Here is a 20557-nt window from a genome sequence, read left to right as displayed (position 1 = left end):
GCCTCGACGGTAGGACCGGGTCGTGGGAGGGAACCACGGAATTAGCGCGCCGCTCCGCGCGAGCGGTGGCTAGCCGAAGTAGCTCGGGAGCGTCCTCTCGAAGGCCTCGCGCGCCTCGTCGAGCGGCAGGGTGAACAGGCCCTGCACCTCCACGGCGGGCCCGTGCACGTGGTCGGACTCGTCGACCGGTGTGCCGGCGCCGGGCGAGCACGACTCGGCGGTCTCGCCCAGGCGCAGCGCCGGGACGCCGCGCGCGGTGCAGAGGTCCACCAGGCGGACCTCCTCCGAGCGCGGCACGGCGACGAGCACGCGGGCGGTCGACTCCGAGAACAGCGCCTCGAACGGCGTGACGCCGTCGCGCTCGCAGATCGGGTCGAGCGACACCTGCACGCCGACCCCGTACCGCAGGCTCGACTCGATGAGGGCCTGGACCAGGCCGCCCTCCGAGAGGTCGTGCGCGGCGTCGACCAGGTCGTCGCGGCTCGCGTGCGTGAGCACCGCGGCGAGCCGGCGCTCGGCGGCGAGGTCCACGGCCGGCGGCAGCCCGCCGAGGTGGCCGTGCACGACGTCCGCCCAGGCGGAGCCGTCGAGCTCGGCACGCGTGGTGCCCAGCAGGTAGACGGCCTGGCCAGGCGCGGTCCAGCCCGACGGGGTGGCGTCGGCGACGTCGTCGAGCACGCCCAGGACCCCGACGACCGGCGTCGGGTGGATGGCGGAGTCGATGAGCCCCGGCTCGCCCGTGCCGTTGTAGAGCGACACGTTGCCGCCGGTCACGGGCACCTCGAGCACCTGGCACGCGTCGGCCAGGCCGCGGATGGCCTCGACCAGCTGCCACATGGAGTCGGGGTGCTCGGGGCTGCCGAAGTTGAGGCAGTCGGTCACCGCGAGCGGGCGGGCGCCCGTCGTGGCGACGTTGCGGTACGCCTCGGCCAGGGCCAGCTGCGCGCCGGTGTACGGGTCGAGCTTGGCGTACCGGCCGTTGGCGTCCGTGGCCAGCGCGACGCCCAGGCCCGTGGTCTCGTCGACCCGGATCACGCCCGAGTCGTCGGGCTGCGCGAGCGCAGTGTTGCCCTGCACGAAGCGGTCGTACTGGTTGGTCACCCACGCCTTGGAGGCCAGGTTGGGGCTGGCCAGGAGCTGCAGCGCCGTCGCGCGGATCTCTGCGTTCGTGGCAGGACGCGCGAGCGACGCGGCGGTGTCGGCGTTGAGCCCGTCCTGCCACGCCGGACGCGCGTACGGGCGGTCGTAGACCGGGCCGTCGTGCGCGACCGAGCGCGGCTCGACGTCGACGATCCGCTCGCCGTGGTGGTCGATGGTGAGGCGGCCCGTGCCGGTCACCTCGCCGATCACGGCGGTCTCGACGTCCCACTTGCGCGTGATGGCCAGGAACTCGTCGAGCTGGTCCGGCCGGACCACGGCCATCATCCGCTCCTGCGACTCCGACATGAGGATCTCACCGGCCGTCAGGGTGGGGTCGCGCAGCAGCACGTTCTCGAGGTCGACGTGCATGCCGCCGTCGCCGTTCGAGGCCAGCTCGCTGGTCGCGCACGAGATGCCCGCGGCGCCCAGGTCCTGGATGCCCTCGACCACGCGCGCGGCGTAGAGCTCGAGGCAGCACTCGATGAGCACCTTCTCCATGAACGGGTCCCCCACCTGCACGGACGGGCGCTTGGAGGGCTTGGTGTCGTCGAACGTCTCGCTGGCCAGGATCGAGGCACCGCCGATGCCGTCGCCGCCCGTCCGCGCGCCGAAGAGGACGACCTTGTTGCCCGCGCCCGAGGCGTTGGCCAGGTGGATGTCCTCGTGCCGCAGGACGCCGAGGCACAGGGCGTTGACCAGCGGGTTGCCCTGGTAGGAGGCGTCGAAGACGAGCTCGCCGCCGATGTTGGGCAGGCCGAGCGAGTTGCCGTAGCCGCCGACGCCGGCGACGACGCCGTGCACCACGCGCGCGGTGTCGGGGTGGTCGACCGCACCGAACCGCAGCTGGTCCATGACGGCGACCGGGCGGGCGCCCATCGAGATGATGTCGCGCACGATGCCGCCGACGCCCGTGGCCGCGCCCTGGTACGGCTCGACGTACGACGGGTGGTTGTGGGACTCGACCTTGAACGTCACGGCCCAGCCGTCGCCGATGTCCACGACGCCCGCGTTCTCGCCGATGCCGACGAGCAGGTGCTCCTTCATGGCGTCCGTGGTCTTGTCGCCGAACTGGCGCAGGTGGTTCTTGCTCGACTTGTACGAGCAGTGCTCGGACCACATGACCGAGTACATCGCGAGCTCGGCGGCCGTGGGGCGGCGGCCCAGGATGTCGCGGATCCGCTGGTACTCGTCCGGCTTGAGGCCCAGCTCGGCGAACGGCTGCTCCTGGTCCGGGGTCGCGGCGGCGACGTCGACGGTGTCGGTCTGGGGGGCGCGCGCAGGTGCGGTGGTCATCGATTCCCTCGGTGGAGACCCGTGGCTCGGCCGGTGCTCGCCGGCCCGGTGGCGGCGGCAGGCCCAGCCGACGTCGGCAGACGTCGCTCAGGATACCGGCGCGCGGACGCCGGCCGGCCCCACGTCCACGAGCCCGTCACGCGGTTCCGGGAGCCCGCGCCGCGGAGCAATCCGGAGCAGTTTCGCGGCGCCCTGCGCCCCGGGCAACCACCGGGACTGACCAGGGCGGACGACTCCGTCAGTGCGTCCCGCCGGCGCCGCCGCGGGTGGCGCGTCGCCTTCGCCCGAGTTGCGAGGTTCCCCAGGGCGTGTGACCGTCGTCATATGAAAGCGCTTCCTATGGACACCGGCGACGGCCGTCCGAGCGCTGCCCCGGTGACCATCTACGACGTCGCGCAGCGGGCCGGCGTCGGCATCGCCACCGTGTCCCGGGCCATGCGCGGCTCGGCGCCCGTGGCCGAGGCGACCCGTGCCCGCGTGCTCGCCGCGGTCGAGGAGCTCGGGTTCCGCCCCAGCCATGCCGGCACGTCGCTGGCCGAGCGCAAGCACGCCGCGAACGGGATCGTCTTCCCCGACCTCTCCGGGCCCTACTACGCCGAGGTGCTGCTCGGGTACGAGGAGACCGCCTCGCGGCTCGGCCGCAGCGTGCTCGTGCTCGCGACGCACGGCCGGCCCGACCCGGCGACCGCGGTGCGCGACCTGGCGGGGCGCGTCGACGGGCTGGTCGTGCTCGGTCGCACGATCCCCGACCACGTCGTCGAGGAGCTCAGCGCGTTCGGCCTGCCGATCGTCGTCGTCGCACGCCCGGAGGTCGACGGCGCCGACTCGATCCGCGCCGACGGGCTCGACGCCGCCCGCGCCCTGGGCGAGCACCTCGCCGCGCACGGAGTCCGCCGGGTCGCGTTCCTGGGCTCGCCCGAGGAGTCCCCCGACGTGGCCGAGCGCTGGCGCGGGGTCCGCGAGGGCCTCGGCAAGCACGGCATCGAGCCCACCGTCACCCCGTGCCACTTCGACGAGGCGTCCGGCACCCGCGTCGCGGCCGGCCTGCTCGCGGTCCGCGAGCGCCCCGACGCCCTCGTGTGCGCCAACGACGAGATCGCGCTGGGCGCGATCGTCGCCGCCGAGGAGATCGGCCTGCGGGTCGGCCGCGACATCGCCATCACCGGCTGGGACGACGTCATGGCCGCGCGCCATGCCCGACCCGCCCTCACCACCGTCCGACAGCCGATGCGCACGCTCGGGGCACTCGCCGCCGAGGTGCTGGACCAGCGCATCACCGGAAACCGCACGACCCCGCGGCACGAGTCGCTGGCCACCGACCTGGTGGTCCGCGACAGCTGCGGCCTGCACCCCTGACAGACCCCACGAGGGGCTGTCCAGGTTCGAGGAGGAACCGCCATGAGGAGATACGCGCGCGTCAGCGTCGCCGCGCTGGCCATCACCACGTTCGCACTGGCCGCTTGCGGCCGGAGCAGCGACACGTCCGGCCAGGACACCAGCGCCGCGCCCGTCGCCACCGGCGACGTGAGCGGCACGCTCAACGTCTGGGCCATGGGCACCGAGGGCGAGGCGCTGGGCGAGTTCGCCAAGGGCTTCACCAAGGAGAACCCCGACGTCACCGTCAACGTCACGGCGATCCCCTGGGACGCCGCGCACGACAAGATCGCGACGGCCATCGCGGCCGACGAGACCCCGGACGTCTCCATGATCGGGACCACCTGGATGGGCGAGTTCGCCACCTCCGGCGGGCTCGACCCGACGCCGGACGTGGTCGACAAGTCCACGTTCTTCGACGGGGCCTGGGGCTCCACCGAGGTCGGCGGCACCTCCTACGCCGTGCCGTGGTACGTCGAGACCCGCGTGATCTACGTCGACACCGCGCTCGCGGAGAAGGCCGGCGTCTCGGCGACGCCCGCAACGTGGGACGACCTCATGGCCACCTCCAAGGGCATGCAGTCCGCCGGCGCGCAGTGGGGCATCAACCTGCAGCCCGGACAGACCGGCGCGTGGCAGACGTTCCTGCCGTTCGCGTGGCAGGCCGGCGCGGAGATCATGAACTCGGACCAGACGAAGTTCACGTTCGACAGCCCTGAGTTCGTCAAGGCGCTCACCTACTACCAGTCGTTCTTCACCGAGGGGGTCGCGCCCAAGGAGCTCCCGGACGGCACGCTGGAACCCGACTTCGTGGCCGGCAAGATCGGCGCGTTCTCGTCCGGCCCGTGGCACATCGGGATCCTCAAGGACACGGGCGGCGACACGTTCATGGACGGCGTGACCCTCGCGCCGATGCCCAAGGACGTCAAGCAGGCGTCGTTCATCGGCGGCAGCAACCTCGCCGTGTTCAAGAGCTCGAAGAACCGCGACGCCGCCTGGAAGTTCGTCCAGTGGCTCAGCCAGCCCGAGGTCCAGGCCGAGTGGTACACGACGACGAGCGACCTGCCCGCCGTGCAGTCCGCGTGGAAGCAGGGCGACCTGGCCTCCGACAAGAACCTCGCGGTCTTCGGCGACCAGATGACCACCGCGATGGCACCCCCGTCGGTCCCGACGTGGGAGCAGATCGCGAGCGTCATCGACACCGAGCTGGAGAAGGTCTGCAAGTCGGGCGAGGACCCGGCAGCGGCCGCCAAGGCGATCCAGCAGCAGGCCGAGTCGATCGGCACGGGGCTCTGACGTCATGGCCACGACCCTGACCTCCGGTCCGGGCGTGGCGCCCGCGGGGACGGCCGACCAGGCCGTCCCGCGGGTGCGGCGCTCGTCGCCCCTGCGCCGGCGGCGCAGCATCGCCGCCTGGGGCATGGCAGCACCGTTCGTCCTGCTGTTCCTCGTGTTCACGGCCTGGCCGGTGCTGTCCTCGCTCTTCATGAGCGTGACCGACCTCAAGAGCCGCGACCTGAAGAACCCGTTCGCGGTCAACTTCGTCGGCCTCGACAACTTCGCGACCGTGCTGAGCGACCCGCTGTTCCGCAAGGCCGCCCTCAACACGCTCTACTTCGTCGTCGTCGGCGTCCCGCTGACCATCCTCGTGGCGCTCACCATCGCGATCGCGCTGAACACCGGCATCACGAAGCTGTCCGGCTTCTTCCGGATCGGCTACTACATGCCGGTGGTCACCTCGATCGTGGCGGTCGCGGTGGTCTGGCGCTTCCTGCTCCGGCCCGAGAACGGGCTGATCAACGAGGTGCTCGGCTGGTTCGGCATCACGGGTCCCGACTGGCTGGGCAGCACCACCTGGGCCATGCCGTCGCTCATCGCGATGACGGTCTGGCGCTCGCTGGGCACGCTCGTCGTGATCTTCCTGGCCGGCCTGCAGTCCGTGCCCAAGGCCCTGCACGAGGCCGCGGCGCTCGACGGCGCCAACGCGTGGCAGCGGCTGCGCCGGATCACCATCCCGACGATCCGGCCGACCATGCTCTTCGCCGGCGTCATCACCGGCATCGGTTTCCTGCAGTTCTTCGAGGAGCCGTTCGTGATGACCCAGGGCGGGCCGCTGAACAGCACGCTCTCGGTCGCCTACCTGATCTACAACACGTTCGGGTTCGGCAACTACGGCGTCGCCGCCGCCATGAGCTACGTGCTCTTCGCCGCGGTCGTCGTCCTGACGATCGTGCAGTTCAAGGTGCTGGGCGAGCGCGACGACGCGACCGGCTCGAAGCGCCGCTGGTTCCGTCGCTCGGGAGGTGCGTCCGCATGACCACCGCAACCGTCACCAAGCCCGTCACCAAGCCCCGCGGCACCGAGGGCTCGCACATCGGCGAGCCCCAGGCCCGCCCTTGGCTCTACGTCGTGCTGGGCCTCGGCCTCGTGCTCGTCGTCACGCCGTTCGTCTGGATGCTCCTCGGCTCGTTCATGACCGAGGGCGAGCTGCGCGCGAACCCGCCCACCTGGTTCCCGCACAACCCGACGCTCGACAACTTCCGCGAGCTGTTCACGCGGCTCGACTTCCCGCAGTACTTCACCAACTCGACCGTCGTCGCGATCGTCGTGACGCTGGGCAACCTGGTGTTCTGCTCGATGCTCGGGTACGCGTTCGCCAAGATCGACTTCTGGGGGCGCACCTGGCTGTTCCGGCTGGTGCTGGCCACCCTGATGATCCCCGGGATGGTCACGCTGGTCCCGCTGTTCGTGCTGGTCAGCAACCTCGGCCTGGTCAACACCTACTTCGGGCTGATCCTGCCGTTCCTGGCCGGGCCCTTCGGCGTGTTCCTCATGCGGCAGTTCATGCAAGGCATCCCCGACGAGCTCATCGACGCCGCGCGCGTCGACGGCGCGGGCGAGTTCCGGATCTTCTCCCGGGTGGTCATGCCGCTGTGCAAGCCGGCGCTGGCCACGCTCGCGATCCTCACGTTCCTCGGCTCCTGGAACAACTTCCTGTGGCCCCTGGTCGTGTCCAGCACCGAGTCGATGTACACCCTGCCGGTCGCGCTCGCCCTGGTGAGCGTGGGGCAGAACTCCACGCAGTACGGCCTGCTCCTTGCGGGCGCCATGGTCATCGTCGTCCCGATCCTGATCGTGTTCTTCGCTCTGCAGAAGCACTTCGTCCAGGGTCTGGCCACGACCGGCCTCAAATCATGAAGGGCTCACCGATGAGACTCCGACCCCTCGCCGCCGCCGCGGCTGCCACCGCGCTCGTCCTGTCCGGCGCGACGGCCGCCTCCGCCGGTGGTCCGCACCACGACGCCGACGCGCTGACCCGGCACGACCGGGCAGACCTGCGCCGCTGGGCCACCGACACGTGGACCTCGTTCGTGGCCATGACCGACGAGAAGACCGGCCTGCCGGCCGACAACATCGAGGCGTCGCTCGATCCCGCCACGCGGTCCGGCTACACCTCGCCGACGAACATCGGCGCGTACATGTGGTCCACGGTCTCCGCGGAGGAGCTCGGGATCATCGGCCACCGCGAGGCCAAGCAGCGCCTGAAGCAGACGCTGACCACGCTGGCGACCATGGAGCGCCACCAGCCCAGCGGCATGTTCTACAACTGGTACGACGAGCACACGGGCGCCAAGCTCACCGCGTTCCCGAGCGGGGACACCGTCTACCCGTTCCTGTCCACCGTGGACAACGGCTGGTTCGCGGCCGCCCTCATGGTGGTCCGCACCGCCGAGCCGTCGCTGCGCACGCAGGTCGACGTCCTGCTCGACCCGATGAACTTCGCGGCGTTCTACGACGCGAACCAGTTCGGCGGGACCAGGCCCGGCATGATGCGCGGCGGCTTCTGGGCCGACGCGCCGAACGTCGCGACCGACCCCGGCACGGTCGCCGGATCGCCGGTGTACTTCACCAAGAACCACTACGACATCACCAACTCCGAGCCCCGGATCGCCAGCTACATCGGCATCGCCCGCGGCCAGATCCCGCCCGCGCACTACTTCGCGACCAACCGCACGTTCCCGGCCAGCTGTGACTGGTCGTGGCTCGAGCAGCGTCCCGTCGGCGTGACCCGGACGTACGAGGGCATCGACGTGTTCGAGGGCGCCTTCACCTACCGCGGCATGCACATCGTCCCGACGTGGGGCGGCGACATGTTCGAGGAGCTCATGCCCGACCTGCTGGTGCCCGAGTCCACGTGGGCCCCGAAGAGCTGGGGCGTCAACCACCCGCTGGCCGTCCGTGCGCAGATCGAGCACGGCCTGGACGAGGCCGGCTACGGCTACTGGGGCTTCTCCCCCGCCAGCGACCCGTTCGCCGAGTACAACGTGTACGGCGTCGACGCCATCGGCATGAGCCCCGAGGGCTACCCGTCCGACCACGAGGCGACCAACGTCGACGCGGGCTACGACGGCTGCCGTCCGGCGACGAACCCGACGCCGACCTTCGGCGACGGCGTCGTCACCCCGCACGCGTCGTTCCTCGCGCTGCCGTACGCGCCCCGCGAGGCCGTCGACAACCTGCGGAACATCGAGACGAAGCTCGGCGCCTACGGGGACGGCGGCTTCTACGACTCCGTGGCCGTGCGGTCGAACACGCAGGCGAAGCGCTACCTCTCGCTCGACCAGGGCATGGTCCTGGGCGCGGTGGGCAACCTGCTGGGCCACGACGTGCTGCACCGCTCGTTCGGCACGCGCGACGTGGAGAAGGTCCTGCGCCCGCTCATCGGCCAGGAGGAGTTCAGCGCGGGGGTGGTCAAGTGACCGGGGCACGCACGGACTGGGAGACCCGGATCGGACGTCGGTCCGACACGACGGCCGCGGGCGAGATCCCGGTGCTCGCCCCGCCGTCGGGCCTCTACGCGGCCCCCGGTGTCGGCCAGGTCTCGCTCCACTGGGACACGGTCGACGGCGCGGTCGGGTACCAGGTGGTGCGCGACGGCGTCCCCCTGGACCACCTCGGCGGCGACGTGCTCGCCGTGCCGCACGGGCCGTACGCGGACACCACCGGCGAGCCCGGGGTGCCGTACCGGTACGCGGTGGCCACGGTGACCGACGTCGACGTGACCGGGCCGACCGGGCCGGAGGTCGTCGCGGCCTCGCTGCCCGACGGCGAGGCGACGGTCGACGTGCTCGTGGACGTGAGCACCGCGGTCCGCGAGCTGCCCCGGCCCTGGCGGCCGATGATCGGCTCCGAGCACCTCTCCCTGCTGCTCAGCGACGAGACGGTGGGCGGCCAGAGCATCGCGGCCGACCTCACGAGCGCGCTGCGCGCGGCGCACGACGAGCTCGGCGTCTCGACCGTGCGAGCCCACGCGATCCTCTGCGACGACCTGGGCGTCTACCGCGAGGTGGACGGCGAGCCGGTGCACGACTTCTCGGGCGTCGACGCCACGTACGACGCCCTGCTCGAGCTGGGGCTGCGGCCCGTGGTCGAGCTGTCGTACATGCCGCGCGACCTGGCGTCGGACCCCGACAAGACCGTGTTCGAGTACGCGGCGATCGTGTCCCCGCCCAAGGACTGGGACCGCTGGGCGGCCCTGATCACCGACCTGGTCCAGCACCTGGTCGACCGGTACGGGCTGTTCGAGGTCCGGTCGAGCTGGTCGTTCGAGGTGTGGAACGAGCCCAACCTCGAGGTCTTCTGGTCGGGCACGCGCGAGGAGTTCTGGCGGCTCTACGACGTGACGGTCACGGCCGTCCGCGCCGTCGACGACCAGCTCGTGGTCGGCGGTCCCTCGACCGCGGCCGCCGGCTGGGTGGACGGGCTGCTCGAGCACGTCGCCTCGTCGGGTGCGCCCGTCGACTTCGTGTCGACGCACACGTACGGCAACGCCCCGCTCGACCTGCGGGCGACGCTCGCGCGGTACGGCCGGGAGGACGCCGAGATCTGGTGGACCGAGTGGGGCGTCAGCCCGACGCACTTCGGCAACGCCAACGACGGGGTGTTCTCCGCGGCGTTCCTGGCGCGCGGCATGCGCTCGGCGGCCGGGCGCATCCACGCCCTGTCGTACTGGGTGGTCTCGGACCAGTTCGAGGAGCTGGGCCGGCCGCCCCGCCTGCTGCACGGCGGGTTCGGGCTGCGCACGGTCGGGGAGCTGCGCAAGCCCCGCTGGTGGGCCCTGTGGCTGCTCGAGCAGCTGGGTCGCGACGAGGTCGCCGCGACCGTGACCGGCGACGGCGCGGACAGCCTGGTGGAGGTGTGGGCGTCGCGCGACGGCGACGACACCGACCGGGTGGCGATCGCGCTGTGGAACGGCACGCTCGACCAGGGCCTCGTCGACGGCTCGGACGCGCTCGCGCGGACCGTCCGCGTGATGCTCGACGGGCTGCCGCCCGGGCCGTGGGTGGTGCGGGAGTCGCGGGTCGACGCCGACCACTCGAACATCGCGGCCGTCTGGTCGTCCCTCGGTGCGGGAGCCGACTGGCCGACCGAGGAGCAGTGGGCGCAGCTGCGCGCGGCCGACCGGCTCGCCGTGACGGAGCGTCCGTGGACCGACGACGGTCTGACGGTCGCGCTGCCCAACCCGTCGATCGTGCTGGTCGAGCTGGTGCGCCCGGCTTGATCTCTCGCACGGCTGTCGTCTACCAGGTCTACGTCCGCTCGTTCCTGGACGGGGACGGCGACGGCGTCGGTGACCTCACGGGCCTCACCGCGGGTCTCGACGCCGTCGTCCGGCTGGGCGTCGACGCGGTGTGGCTCACGCCGGTCTACCGCTCGCCGCAGGCCGACCACGGGTACGACGTGGCCGACCACCGCGCGATCGACCCGCTCTTCGGCGACCTCGACGCGTTCGACGCCCTGGTGGCGGCGGCGCACGCGCGCGGCCTCGGCGTGGTCATGGACCTGGTGCCCAACCACGTCTCCGACCAGCACCCGTGGTTCGTCGCGGCCCGGGCCGGCGGCCCCGAGCGCGAGCTGTTCCACGTGCGCGCGCAGCCGAACGGCTGGCGGTCGATGTTCGGCGGCAGCGCGTGGTCGAGGCTGCCCGACGGTGCCTGGTACCTGCACCTGTTCGCGCCCGAGCAGCCGGACCTGGACTGGTCGCAGCCGAGGGTGCAGGAGGACTTCGCGTCGACCCTGCGGTTCTGGCTGGACCGCGGGGTGGACGGGTTCCGGGTGGACGTCGCGGGCGGGCTCGCCAAGGACCCGTCGTACGGCGAGGTCCGGCGCGGCGGGCCGCACCCGCACTGGGACCGGCCCGAGGTGCACGAGATCTACCGCTCCTGGCGACGGGTCCTCGGGCCCGACGTGCTGGCGGTCGCCGAGGCGTGGGGGCCGCCCGACCGGACCGCGGCGTTCGCGCGGGCCGACGAGCTGGGCCAGGCGTTCGCGTTCGAGATCCTGCGCACCCCGTGGTCCGCCGCCGCGCTGCGCCGGACCGTCGACGCCCAGCTGGCTGCCCACCGCGCGGTCGGCGCGCTGCCCGCGTGGGTGGCGGGCAACCACGACGTCGCCCGCGTGGCCACGCGCCTGGGCCCGGAGCGCGCGCTCGCCCTGCACCTGTTCCTGCTCGCGCTGCCGGGCGCGTTCTACCTGTACGCGGGCGACGAGCTCGGCCTGCCGGACGCCGACGTGCCGCCGGAGGCGTGGCAGGACCCCCAGTCGCTGCGGTCGGGCGGTCGGCTGCCCAACCGCGACGGCGCGCGGGTCCCCCTGCCGTGGACGTCAGGTGAGCGGGTTGGGTTCACGACGGGTGAGCCGTGGCTGCCGGTCCCCGCGGCCTGGTCCGGCTACGCACGCGACCGCCAGGAGGCCGACCCGGCCTCGACCTGGTCGGTCCTGCACCGGGCGCTCGCGGCGCGGTCGGCGCTGTGGACCGTCGACGACCTCGCGTGGGAGCCGGCTCCGCCCGGCGTGCTGGTCGGTCGCCGGGGCGGCGCGGTCGTCGTGCTCAACGCGTCGTCGCGCCCGTGTCCGCTCGCGCGGCTGACCCCCGGCGCCGTGGTCGCGCGGAGCGACTCCCACGCCGACCCCGCGGTGGTCTCGCCCTCGGAGTGCGTCTGGGTCCGCGCCGGCGCCTGATCGCCTACCGTGGCCGGGTGACCCGACCCCGGGCCCTGCTCGCCACCACCCTCGTGCTGCTGGCCCTGGCGGGCTGCTCCCCCGGCCGCGCGGAGCCGGCGCCGTCCCCGAGCGCGACGACCACGCAGCCCGCGCCGCCCGATCCGGACGACCCGGCCGTGGTCCGCGCGACCGGCGTGCCGCTGGCGTCGGGGGCCGTGACGCTGCTGGTCGCCGCGCCGGACGCGACCGTGACCCCGCAGGACGACGGCTCCGCGCGGCTGAGCGTGCCCGACGGGGACGCCCGGCTCGCGGCGCCCGAGGGCATGACCGTCACCGCCCTCTCGGACGGCTCGGCCGCGGTCCACGACGCGACCGGGGCGTTCGTCGCCGGCCTGACCCCCGACCCGTGGGGCGCCCGGCTCACGCAGCTCGGCCCCGACGTGGTCCGGCTCACCGCGGCCGGCGCGACCCCCGGCCCCGCGGGCGTCTGGTTCACGGCCGCCGCCGTCGACAGCGCGGTGTGGGGCGAGGCCGAGGGCGGCCGCTCGCTCGCGGTGACGCCGTCCGCCTGGGCGCGCGTCGGCAGCCTGGCCGGCCGCGAGGGGCTGTGGGCGCAGGTGGTCGCCCTCGCCCCCGACGCCGACGTGCCGGGCATGCAGGCCCAGCTCGAGTGCCACGAGCTCGGCGCACCGGACAAGGCCGTGTGGAACCTCGAGCCGTGGCGGCCGGCGGTCGACGCCCTCGAGATGATCGCCGCGCGCTGCAACCCGCGCTGACGCACGACGGCCCGCCCCCCACGGGAGCGGGCCGTCGTCGGGCAGTCAGCGCTTGTGCTTCTCCGGCACGGGGGCGTCGCCGGACGCGCGCTGCGCCCGGTAGTAGGCGCGGGCCTCGTCCTGCCGCTCCTGCTCGGCGCCCGACGCGATGGGCGCGCGCAGGTGCGCCTGCTCGTACCCGAACGCGTCCACCAGGCTCTGCGCGTGCGGGCGCAGGCGGGCCAGCAGCCGGTCGATGTACGACGTCACCGTGCGGGCGCGGCCCGCGGACAGCCGGCCGTTGAGCAGGTACCAGGTGAGGTGCCGCTCGACCAGCGTGAGGCCGAACAGGTCGCGCACCCACGTGAGGATCTGCCGGGTGCCCGGGTCGGTGACCCGCTCGAGCGCCGCGGTGAACGACTCCCACTGCACCAGCTCGGCGTGCGCCCGGGCGGCCTCGACCAGCTCGTGCTGGTGCGCGTTGAACAGCGCGGCGGCCGTCGCCGGGTCGGCCTTCTGGGCCGGGCGCAGGGCCTGGGCGATCTCCGCGACCATCGTCTCGACGCGGTCCACCAGCAGCTCGCGCTGGGTGGCCGTCTCGCGCAGCTGGCCGGCCGAGCGGCGGGGGTCGCCCACGTCGGCGATCGTCTGCACGGCCCGGTGCAGCGGCGTGCGGTACCGGGCGGCGTCGGACGCGCGCTCGGCCACCATGCGGGCGACCTTCGTCGCGTCGAGGTGCTTGAAGGACTTGCCGTAGTCGGTGAGCAGGCGCTTGCCGACGAGCTGCAGCAGGACCGTGTTGTCGCCCTCGAACGTGGCGTAGACGTCCATGTCGGCGCGCAGCCCCGTGAGCCGGTTCTCGGCCAGGAACCCGGCGCCCCCGCACGCCTCGCGGGCCACCTGCAGGGTGGTCAGCGCGTGCCAGGTGGACGCCGGCTTGAGCGCCGCGGCGAGCGTCTCGAGGTCCTCGCGGGTCTCGGGGGTGTCGTTGCGGCCCGAGAACACGTCGTCGAACGCGGCGAGGAGGTCCTCGTGCGCGAACCCGGCGGCGTACGTCTCGGCCAGCAGCGGCAGCAGGCGGCGCTGGTGCTCGGCGTAGTCGAGGATGACGACCTCGTCGGTGGGCGACGCGGCGTTGAACTGGCGGCGCTGGTTGCCGTAGGTGATCGCGATGGTCAGGCCCACGCGGGCGGCCGTGACCGCGGCGCCGTCGAGCGAGACGCGGCCCTGCACCAGGGTGCCGAGCATGGTGAAGAACCGGCGGCCCGGGCTCGCGATGGGCGAGGAGTAGGTGCCGTCCTCGGCGACGTCGCCGTACCGGTTGAGAAGGTTGGTGCGCGGGATCCGCACGTGGTCGAACCAGAGCCGGCCGTTGTCGATGCCGTTGAGGCCGCCCTTGAGCCCGTCGTCCTCGCCGCCGACGCCCGGCAGGAACTCCATCGTGGCCTCGTCGCGGATCGGCACGTAGAACGCGTGCACGCCGTGGTCGACGCCGGCCGTGACCAGCCGCGCGAACACCGTGGCCGCCGTGCCGTGCTGGCCGGCGTTCCCCAGGTAGTCCTTCCACGCCGCACGGAACGGCGTGTGGATCACGAACTCCTGCGTCGCCGGGTCGTACGTGGCCGTGGTGCCGATCGCGGCGACGTCGGAGCCGTGACCGGTCTCCGTCATGGCGAAGGCGCCCGGGACCTTGACCGAGAGGGCGTCGGCGAGGAACTCGTCGTGGTTGCGCTCGGTGCCCAGGTGGTAGATGGCCGAGGCGAACAGGCCCCACTGCACGCCGGACTTGATCTGCAGCGACGGGTCCGCGTGCGTGAGCTCCTCGAACCGGGCCAGGAAGCCGCCGTGGTCCTCGGCGCCGCCGAACCGCTCGGGGAACGAGCGGTGCACGTCGCCCTCGGCGGCGAGCAGGCGCAGCTGGCCGATGACGCGCTCGCGGTGCTCGGCCAGCGACTGACCCTCGATCCGGTGGAACCGCTCGTCGGCCATGAGGTTGCGGGCGGCCAGCCGCAGGTCCGGGTAGTGCCCCAGCAGGACCTGGTGCAGGTGGGCGATGTCGACGTTGGTGACGTCGGCGTCGAGCCGCGGGTCGCCGGCGTCCGGCGCCTCGACCGTGGGGCGGTTCGCAGTGGTGGTCATCGGGGCTCCTCCGGTGCAGCGTGAGAGTGGTCGGTGGTGGTGCGGTGACGGTCACGGGCGAGCAGCCCGACGGGTCCGGCCCAGAGCCAGGCGGCGACCTGGGCGGTGATCTCCTCGCGGTCCGGGCTGCCCGGGTCGTCGCGGTGGGCCAGCCACCACTCGCCGGAACCGCGCACGAAGCCGACGGCGCCGGCGGCCCAGGACTCGGCCAGCGCGACGCGGGCCTGCAGCGCGGCGTCGTCGTCCTCGGCGCCCTCGGGGCGGCGCGCGGTGCGCCGGCCGTCGGCGTGCTCCTCGGTCAGGCCGCGCGCGAAGGGCGCGGCCACCAGGGCGGTCACGGAGTCGAGGAAGTGGCCGAGCGGCCCGCCGGACTCGATCGAGCCGTTGCGCGTGACGAACGCGTACACGTGCGGCGACGACTCGATCATCTCGAGGTACACGGCGACCATCGCCCGCAGGCCGTCGCGCGGGGTCGGCGCGATCCGCAGGACGCCCTCGAGCGCCCCCTGGATCTGCAGCACGACCGCCTCGGCCACGGCGATCTGCAGGCCGGTCTTGTCCGCGAAGTAGCGGTAGACGATCGACTTGGAGGTGCCGGCCGCGGCCGCGATCTCCTCCATCGAGACGTCGGGCCCCTTGTGGTGGACCGTGCGGCGCGCGATGCGCACCAGCTCGGCGCGACGGGCCTCGCGGTGGTCGGCCCAGCGGGTGGACCGGCCGTCCGCGGCGAAAGCGTCCTCGGGGGGACGCCGGCTCGCCGGGGGCGTGGGGAGGGCCGGTCGCGCACGACCGACCTCGGTGCTCAGCAGGGTGAGGGCCGTCGCCTTCGACGGGCCCGGTGTGACAGGGCTCACGAGACCGAAGGTATCAGGTACTGTGGGTTTCGGACACCACGTCATCATCTGACTCCTGCCCTCCAGCGACGATGCGAGAGGAACGCGCCTCATGGCCCGCCCCAGCCCCACCCCGAGCGTCCGCAAGGCCTACGTGCTCGGCGGCAACCGGATCCCCTTCGCCCGCGCCGGCGGCCCGTACGTCCGCGCCAGCAACCAGGACATGCTCACGGCCGCCATCGACGGGCTCGTGGCCCGCTACGGGCTGCAGGGCGAGCGCATCGGCGAGGTCGCCGCGGGCGCCGTGCTCAAGCACAGCAAGGACTTCAACCTCACGCGCGAGGCCGTCCTCGGGTCGGCGCTCTCGGCCGAGACGCCCGCGTACGACGTCCAGCAGGCGTGCGCGACCGGCCTCGAGACCGTCGTCTCGCTGAGCAACAAGATCCGCCTGGGCCAGCTCGAGTCGGCCATCGCGGGCGGCGTCGACAGCACCTCGGACGCGCCGATCGCGGTCAGCAACCGCCTGCGCCGGGCGCTGCTCGACCTGTCGCGGGCCCGCACCGCCAAGCAGAAGCTCGCGGCGATCGCGCAGATCCGCCCGAAGGACCTCGCGCCGTCGGCCCCGAACACCGGCGAGCCGCGCACGCACCTGTCGATGGGCGAGCACCAGGCGCTGACCACCGCGCAGTGGGGCATCACGCAGGAGGCGCAGGACGAGGTCGCGCTGGCCAGCCACCAGAATTTGGCCGCCGCCTACGAGTCCGGGTTCTTCGACGACCTGGTCACGCCGTTCCGCGGGCTCACGCGCGACGCCAACCTGCGCGCCGACTCGTCCCTGGAGAAGCTGGCGAAGCTCAAGCCCGCCTTCGGGCTCGGGCTGTCGACACCCGCGACGATGACGGCGGGCAACTCGACGCCGCTGTCCGACGGCGCGTCCGCCGTGCTGCTCGGCTCCGCCGACTGGGCGGCCGCCCACGACCTGGTGCCGCTCGCGTCGGTGGTCGACGCCGAGGCCGGGGCCGTCGACTTCGTGCACGGCGACGACGGGCTGCTCATGGCCCCCGCGTTCGCGGTGCCGCGCCTGCTCGCCCGCAACGGGCTGACGCTGGCCGACCTCGAGCTCATCGAGATCCACGAGGCGTTCGCGGCGACCGTGCTGACCACCCTGGCCGCGTGGGAGTCCGCGGAGTTCGGGCGCACCCGGCTCGGCCTCGAGGGCGCGTTCGGCACCGTCGACCGGTCGAGGCTCAATGTGCACGGCTCGTCGCTGGCCGCGGGGCACCCGTTCGCCGCGACGGGCGGCCGGATCATCGCGACCGTGAGCAAGGAGCTGCACCGCCGCAAGGTGGCGTCGGGCTCCGACAAGCCGGTGCGTGCGCTCGTGTCCGTGTGCGCGGCCGGCGGGCTGGGCCTCACCGCGATCCTCGAGGCGGCCTGACCATGACCGACACCTACCTGAACCTGGTCAACAGCGGCTTCACCAAGAAGCTCGCCAAGCAGCTGGGCCTCCCCCAGCCCGCGCCGCTCAAGCGCTACGAGCCCGGGCAGCCGCTGGTCGCCGGGGCCGTGCTGGTGCTCGGCCGGGGCGCGGAGTCCGAGGCGGTCGCCGGGGTCCTCGCGTCCGACTGGGACCTCGACGTGCACCGGCACGCGACGCCCGGCACCCGGTACTCCGCGGTCGTCCTCGCGCTCACCGAGCTCACGCACCCCGACCAGCTGGCGGAGCCCGTGCTGGCCGCCGGCGCGGTGCTCAAGTCGCTCCCGCGGGGTGCGCGCGTGATCACCGTGTCCCGCTCGGCCGGTCCCGACGACGCACCCGCGATGGCCGCCGCCCGGCAGGGCGTCGACGGGCTGCTGCGGTCGCTGGCCAAGGAGCTGCGGGGCGGCTCGACCGGCAACGGCATCGTGCTCGCCGACGACGTGCCCGTGACCGCCCCGTCCGTGGTAGGCGCGCTGCGGTTCTTCCTGTCGACCCGGTCGGCGTTCGTCGACGGGCAGCTGCTGGCCGTCGACTCGTCCGCGGGCTCGCTCCCGGAGGACTGGGAGAAGCCGCTGGCCGGGCGCGTCGCCGTGGTCACCGGCGCCGCCCGCGGCATCGGCGCCTCGATCGCCGACACCCTGGCCCGCGACGGCGCCACCGTGATCGCGGTCGACGTGCCCGCGGCCGGCGAGCAGCTGGTCGCGGTGGCCAACCGCGTGCGCGGGACCGCGCTGCAGCTCGACGTCACCGCGGAGGACGCCGGCGAGCGCCTGCTCGAGCACGCGCTGCAGCGGCACGGGCGGCTCGACATCGTGGTGCACAACGCCGGCATCACGCGTGACAAGCTGCTGGCCAACATGTCCGCGGACAAGTGGGAGTCGGTGCTCGCCGTGAACATCGCCTCCCAGCTGCGCATCAACGAGGCGCTGCTGACGTCCGGCGACTTCACGGACGCGCCGCGGATCGTCTCGCTCGCGTCGACCTCCGGCATCGCCGGCAACCGCGGGCAGACCAACTACGCGGCGTCCAAGGGCGGCGTCATCGGCATGGTCCGCGCGACCGCGCCGCTGCTCGCGGCCTTCGGCGGCACCGCCAACGCCGTGGCCCCCGGGTTCATCGAGACCGAGATGACCGCCCGGATCCCGGCTGTCACGCGGCAGGTGGCCCGTCGGCTCAACTCGCTGCAGCAGGGCGGGCAGCCGGTCGACGTCGCCGAGACCGTGGCCTTCCTCGCCTCGCCTGCCGCCGGCGGCGTGGTCGGGCGCGTGCTGCGCGTGTGCGGGCAGAACATGGTGGGCCAGTGACGACGACCGTCGTCCTGCCCGGGGTGCCCGGGCTCGGCGGGCTCTACGCCCGCGGCGCCGGGCTCGCCGTGGCGCGCCGGGTGCGGTCGGGGCCGTCGGTGCTGCCGGGCGTCTCCCTCGTCGTGCGCGGCGTCCAGGCCTCGGCGGAGCACCTGACCGACTACCAGCACCTGCTCGGCGAGTCGGGCTCCGACCACCTGCCCGCGGGGTTCGTGCACGTGCTCGCCTTCCCCGTGGCCACGGCGCTCATGACCCGGGTCGACTTCCCGCTCCCGCTGGTCGGGCTCGTGCACGTGGCCAACCGGGTCACGCAGCTGCGGCCCCTCGCGCTCGGCGACGAGCTCGAGATCCGCGCGTCCGCGGCCGACCTGCGCGCGCACCGCTCCGGCACGCAGGTGGACCTGGTCACCGAGGTCTCGGTTGACGGCTCACTCGCCTGGCGCGGGGTGTCCACCTACCTGGCGCGCGACGTGTTCCTGGACGGGGCCGCTGCGTCCTCCGACGACGGACCGACGCCCTTCGTCCCGCCGACGCCCACGGGCCGCTGGACGCTCGCCGGCGACGTCGGGCGCCGGTACGCGGCGGTGTCGGGCGACCGCAACCCCATCCACCTGTCCGCGCTGCCGGCCAAGGCTCTCGGGTTCCCGCGGGCCATCGCGCACGGCATGTACACGGCCTCCCGCGCGCTCGCCGACGTCGGCGCCGGCCGCGGGGACGCCTTCGACTGGTCGGTCGAGTTCGCGAAGCCGGTGCTCCTGCCCGGCACGGTCACCGTCCGGATCGCGGGGACCCCGGCCGACGGGTTCGCGTTCGCCGGCTGGGACGCCCGCTCCGGCAAGCCGCACCTGACGGGCTCGGTCACCCCGCTCGCCTGAGCCGGCGGGGCGACCGAGCGCGGGTCTCAGAGGTCCGCGGGGCGCAGGACGAACGTGATCGCGTGCGCGATCTGCACGTTGCCCTTGTTGAGGTCGAGCCGGCCCGGGATCAGGAACGGGTTCAGGTCGTTGCGGTCCTGGTCGCGCAGCTGCACGATGCCCCAGCGCTTGGACAGCACGTCGACGGTGAACGTGCCGCCCTGGGCGGTGGTCAGCACCGCGTTGTCGCTGGCCAGCGCGGTGGCGGAGTCGATCGTCGCGCCCGCGACCACGTGGTAGAGCAGCACCTGCTCGATCGCGTCGATGCCGACCGCGCCCGCGAGCGCCGTGAGCACCTCCTGCTCGGTGCCGTACCAGTGGTGCGTCAGGTCCTTGGCCAGGAGCTGGAACGCGCGGTCGGTCGGCAGGAACGCGGTGAGCGGGACCGTGCCGTCGGCGAGCACCGCGACCGGGCTCGACGGCTTCGCGGCGAGCACCGCGCCGACCGCCTGGTCGAGGATGTCGAAGTCCCGCCAGTTGCGGTCGAAGGTGTCGCCGTCCGACGCCAGCAGGGCGGCCAGGCTGGACGTGCCGGTGGGTGGCGCTGCCGCGCTCGCGGCCGGCGCGAGGGCGAGTCCCCCGCCGGCGACGACACCGGCGGCGACCAGGACGGAGAGCGTGCGACGGATCCTCATGAGGGTCTCCTGCGGACGACGGTCGCGGCCGACGCCCCTGCGCCGCGCCGCGCGGGCACCCGGAGGGCGCCCTGTGTCCTCTTCGTCGGATCCCGCCCGCTCGGATGCACGCGGCCCTCGCCGCCCGGTCAGGACCGTGGCGCGGGATCGGCGTCCCTGGCGCCGAGGAAGACCGCCGAGGCGATCACGGCGAAGGTGACACCCCACGCGGCGAGGCCGGCGGCGACGCAGACCGCGCCGACCGCGACGAACAGCGCCGTCTGCGCAGCCACCCGCGGCCCGCGCCGGAGCCGGTGCCGCGACGCCGGGGCCATCCAGCGCGCCCAGATCGCCACGGCCACGGCCGGCAGCCCGACCGCCAGCGCGAGCGACGCCGGGGTGCTCGGCCCGAGCCGCCACCCGGCCACCGCCAGCAGCGCGACCATGGCGAGCTCGCAGAGGAAGGCGAGCACGCCGAGCACGCCGACCGCGGGCGGGTCGGCTGGTCGGTCGGCCGGTGGTGTGGTCACCGGACCATCCTGTCGGCTCGGCAGGGCGCTGGAGGTCGGCGCCGCCGCGACAACGAGGTGTGCGCACGAGAACGAGGGTCCGGACCCGCGTTCTCGTGCCGAACCCTCGTCCTCACCGCGGGTGGCGTCCGTCGAGCTCGACGAGGGCAGCCCGGAGCACCGAGCTCGACGAGGTGA

Annotated in this window: 16 protein-coding genes; 11 read left to right on the top strand and 5 right to left on the bottom strand. The window is 73.5% G+C overall.

The window, feature by feature from the left end; translation table 11 throughout:
• Positions 1-69: 69 nt before the first annotated feature.
• On the bottom strand, positions 70-2433 hold the full coding sequence (gene purL / locus AB5970_RS04800; protein ID WP_370502766.1) for a phosphoribosylformylglycinamidine synthase subunit PurL: 2364 nt from the start codon (positions 2431-2433) through the stop codon (positions 70-72).
• 324 nt (positions 2434-2757) lie between these two features.
• Here purL and AB5970_RS04795 point away from each other — a divergent pair, with 324 nt between their 5' ends.
• From AB5970_RS04795 to AB5970_RS04760, 8 genes are read left to right on the top strand one after another with little or no spacing between them, the layout of a single operon-like run.
• On the top strand, positions 2758-3789 hold the full coding sequence (locus AB5970_RS04795) for a LacI family DNA-binding transcriptional regulator (RefSeq protein WP_370502765.1): 1032 nt from the start codon (positions 2758-2760) through the stop codon (positions 3787-3789).
• 42 nt (positions 3790-3831) lie between these two features.
• A complete protein-coding gene (locus tag AB5970_RS04790) occupies positions 3832-5103 on the top strand; it encodes a sugar ABC transporter substrate-binding protein (RefSeq protein WP_370502764.1) in 1272 nt (423 codons plus the stop codon).
• Positions 5104-5107: 4 nt separating this feature from the next.
• Positions 5108-6124: a carbohydrate ABC transporter permease gene (locus AB5970_RS04785; protein WP_370502763.1), complete on the top strand. Its 1017-nt coding sequence runs from the start codon at positions 5108-5110 to the stop codon at positions 6122-6124.
• The gene (locus AB5970_RS04780; protein ID WP_370502762.1) at positions 6121-7005 is read left to right on the top strand and encodes a carbohydrate ABC transporter permease; all 885 of its coding nucleotides are present in this window, start codon (positions 6121-6123) and stop codon (positions 7003-7005) included. Before AB5970_RS04785 ends, AB5970_RS04780 begins: the two co-directional genes overlap by 4 nt.
• A gap of 11 nt (positions 7006-7016) precedes the next feature.
• On the top strand, positions 7017-8567 hold the full coding sequence (locus tag AB5970_RS04775) for a glucoamylase family protein (protein WP_370502761.1): 1551 nt from the start codon (positions 7017-7019) through the stop codon (positions 8565-8567).
• Positions 8564-10369 carry a GH39 family glycosyl hydrolase gene (locus AB5970_RS04770; RefSeq protein ID WP_370502760.1) on the top strand — a complete coding sequence of 602 codons (1806 nt, stop codon included), beginning with the start codon at positions 8564-8566 and terminating at the stop codon, positions 10367-10369. Before AB5970_RS04775 ends, AB5970_RS04770 begins: the two co-directional genes overlap by 4 nt.
• Positions 10366-11829 carry an alpha-amylase family glycosyl hydrolase gene (locus tag AB5970_RS04765; RefSeq protein WP_370502759.1) on the top strand — a complete coding sequence of 488 codons (1464 nt, stop codon included), beginning with the start codon at positions 10366-10368 and terminating at the stop codon, positions 11827-11829. Before AB5970_RS04770 ends, AB5970_RS04765 begins: the two co-directional genes overlap by 4 nt.
• A 17-nt stretch (positions 11830-11846) precedes the next feature.
• Complete coding sequence (locus AB5970_RS04760; RefSeq protein WP_370502758.1) at positions 11847-12587, top strand: DUF2599 domain-containing protein; 741 nt, start codon at positions 11847-11849, stop codon at positions 12585-12587.
• A 45-nt stretch (positions 12588-12632) separates the two neighbouring features.
• Here the strand turns inward: AB5970_RS04760 and AB5970_RS04755 are convergent, their stop codons facing one another.
• Together AB5970_RS04755 and AB5970_RS04750 are read right to left on the bottom strand one after the other, a co-directional pair.
• Entirely contained in the window at positions 12633-14705 is a 2073-nt protein-coding gene (locus AB5970_RS04755; protein ID WP_370502757.1) for an acyl-CoA dehydrogenase, read from the bottom strand.
• Positions 14702-15559 carry a TetR/AcrR family transcriptional regulator gene (locus AB5970_RS04750; RefSeq protein WP_370502756.1) on the bottom strand — a complete coding sequence of 286 codons (858 nt, stop codon included), beginning with the start codon at positions 15557-15559 and terminating at the stop codon, positions 14702-14704. The genes AB5970_RS04755 and AB5970_RS04750 overlap by 4 nt, the downstream gene beginning before the upstream one ends.
• Before the next feature lie 91 nt (positions 15560-15650).
• Here AB5970_RS04750 and AB5970_RS04745 point away from each other — a divergent pair, with 91 nt between their 5' ends.
• The 3 genes from AB5970_RS04745 to AB5970_RS04735 are packed head-to-tail and all read left to right on the top strand — an operon-like array spanning position 15651 to position 19197.
• Positions 15651-16976 carry an acetyl-CoA C-acetyltransferase gene (locus AB5970_RS04745; RefSeq protein ID WP_370502755.1) on the top strand — a complete coding sequence of 442 codons (1326 nt, stop codon included), beginning with the start codon at positions 15651-15653 and terminating at the stop codon, positions 16974-16976.
• A gap of 2 nt (positions 16977-16978) precedes the next feature.
• Positions 16979-18322: a 3-oxoacyl-ACP reductase gene (locus AB5970_RS04740; protein WP_370502754.1), complete on the top strand. Its 1344-nt coding sequence runs from the start codon at positions 16979-16981 to the stop codon at positions 18320-18322.
• Entirely contained in the window at positions 18319-19197 is an 879-nt protein-coding gene (locus AB5970_RS04735; protein WP_370502753.1) for a MaoC/PaaZ C-terminal domain-containing protein, read from the top strand. Before AB5970_RS04740 ends, AB5970_RS04735 begins: the two co-directional genes overlap by 4 nt.
• 26 nt (positions 19198-19223) lie before the next feature.
• Here AB5970_RS04735 and AB5970_RS04730 read toward each other — a convergent pair whose 3' ends face one another.
• Positions 19224-19871, bottom strand: coding sequence for a fasciclin domain-containing protein (locus AB5970_RS04730; protein WP_370502752.1), 648 nt, complete (start codon positions 19869-19871; stop codon positions 19224-19226).
• 128 nt (positions 19872-19999) lie between these two features.
• Entirely contained in the window at positions 20000-20380 is a 381-nt protein-coding gene (locus tag AB5970_RS04725; RefSeq protein WP_370502751.1) for a YrdB family protein, read from the bottom strand.
• Between the last annotated feature and the right edge of the window lie 177 nt (positions 20381-20557).

It is taken from the genome of Cellulomonas sp. ICMP 17802 (genome assembly GCF_041295535.1).
In the GTDB taxonomy this organism is placed as follows: Bacteria; Actinomycetota; Actinomycetes; order Actinomycetales; family Cellulomonadaceae; genus Cellulomonas.
This window is presented reverse-complemented; position numbering and strand designations above follow the sequence as displayed.

Coding starts and splice junctions, on each gene's coding strand:
- AB5970_RS04775 (WP_370502761.1), top strand. CDS start 7,017: ATGAGACTCCGACCCCTCGCCGCCGCCGCGGCTGCCACCGCGCTCGTC.
- AB5970_RS04740 (WP_370502754.1), top strand. CDS start 16,979: ATGACCGACACCTACCTGAACCTGGTCAACAGCGGCTTCACCAAGAAG.
- AB5970_RS04790 (WP_370502764.1), top strand. CDS start 3,832: ATGAGGAGATACGCGCGCGTCAGCGTCGCCGCGCTGGCCATCACCACG.
- AB5970_RS04745 (WP_370502755.1), top strand. CDS start 15,651: ATGGCCCGCCCCAGCCCCACCCCGAGCGTCCGCAAGGCCTACGTGCTC.
- AB5970_RS04755 (WP_370502757.1), bottom strand. CDS start 14,705: ATGACCACCACTGCGAACCGCCCCACGGTCGAGGCGCCGGACGCCGGC.
- AB5970_RS04730 (WP_370502752.1), bottom strand. CDS start 19,871: ATGAGGATCCGTCGCACGCTCTCCGTCCTGGTCGCCGCCGGTGTCGTC.
- AB5970_RS04795 (WP_370502765.1), top strand. CDS start 2,758: ATGAAAGCGCTTCCTATGGACACCGGCGACGGCCGTCCGAGCGCTGCC.
- purL (WP_370502766.1), bottom strand. CDS start 2,433: ATGACCACCGCACCTGCGCGCGCCCCCCAGACCGACACCGTCGACGTC.
- AB5970_RS04785 (WP_370502763.1), top strand. CDS start 5,108: ATGGCCACGACCCTGACCTCCGGTCCGGGCGTGGCGCCCGCGGGGACG.
- AB5970_RS04780 (WP_370502762.1), top strand. CDS start 6,121: ATGACCACCGCAACCGTCACCAAGCCCGTCACCAAGCCCCGCGGCACC.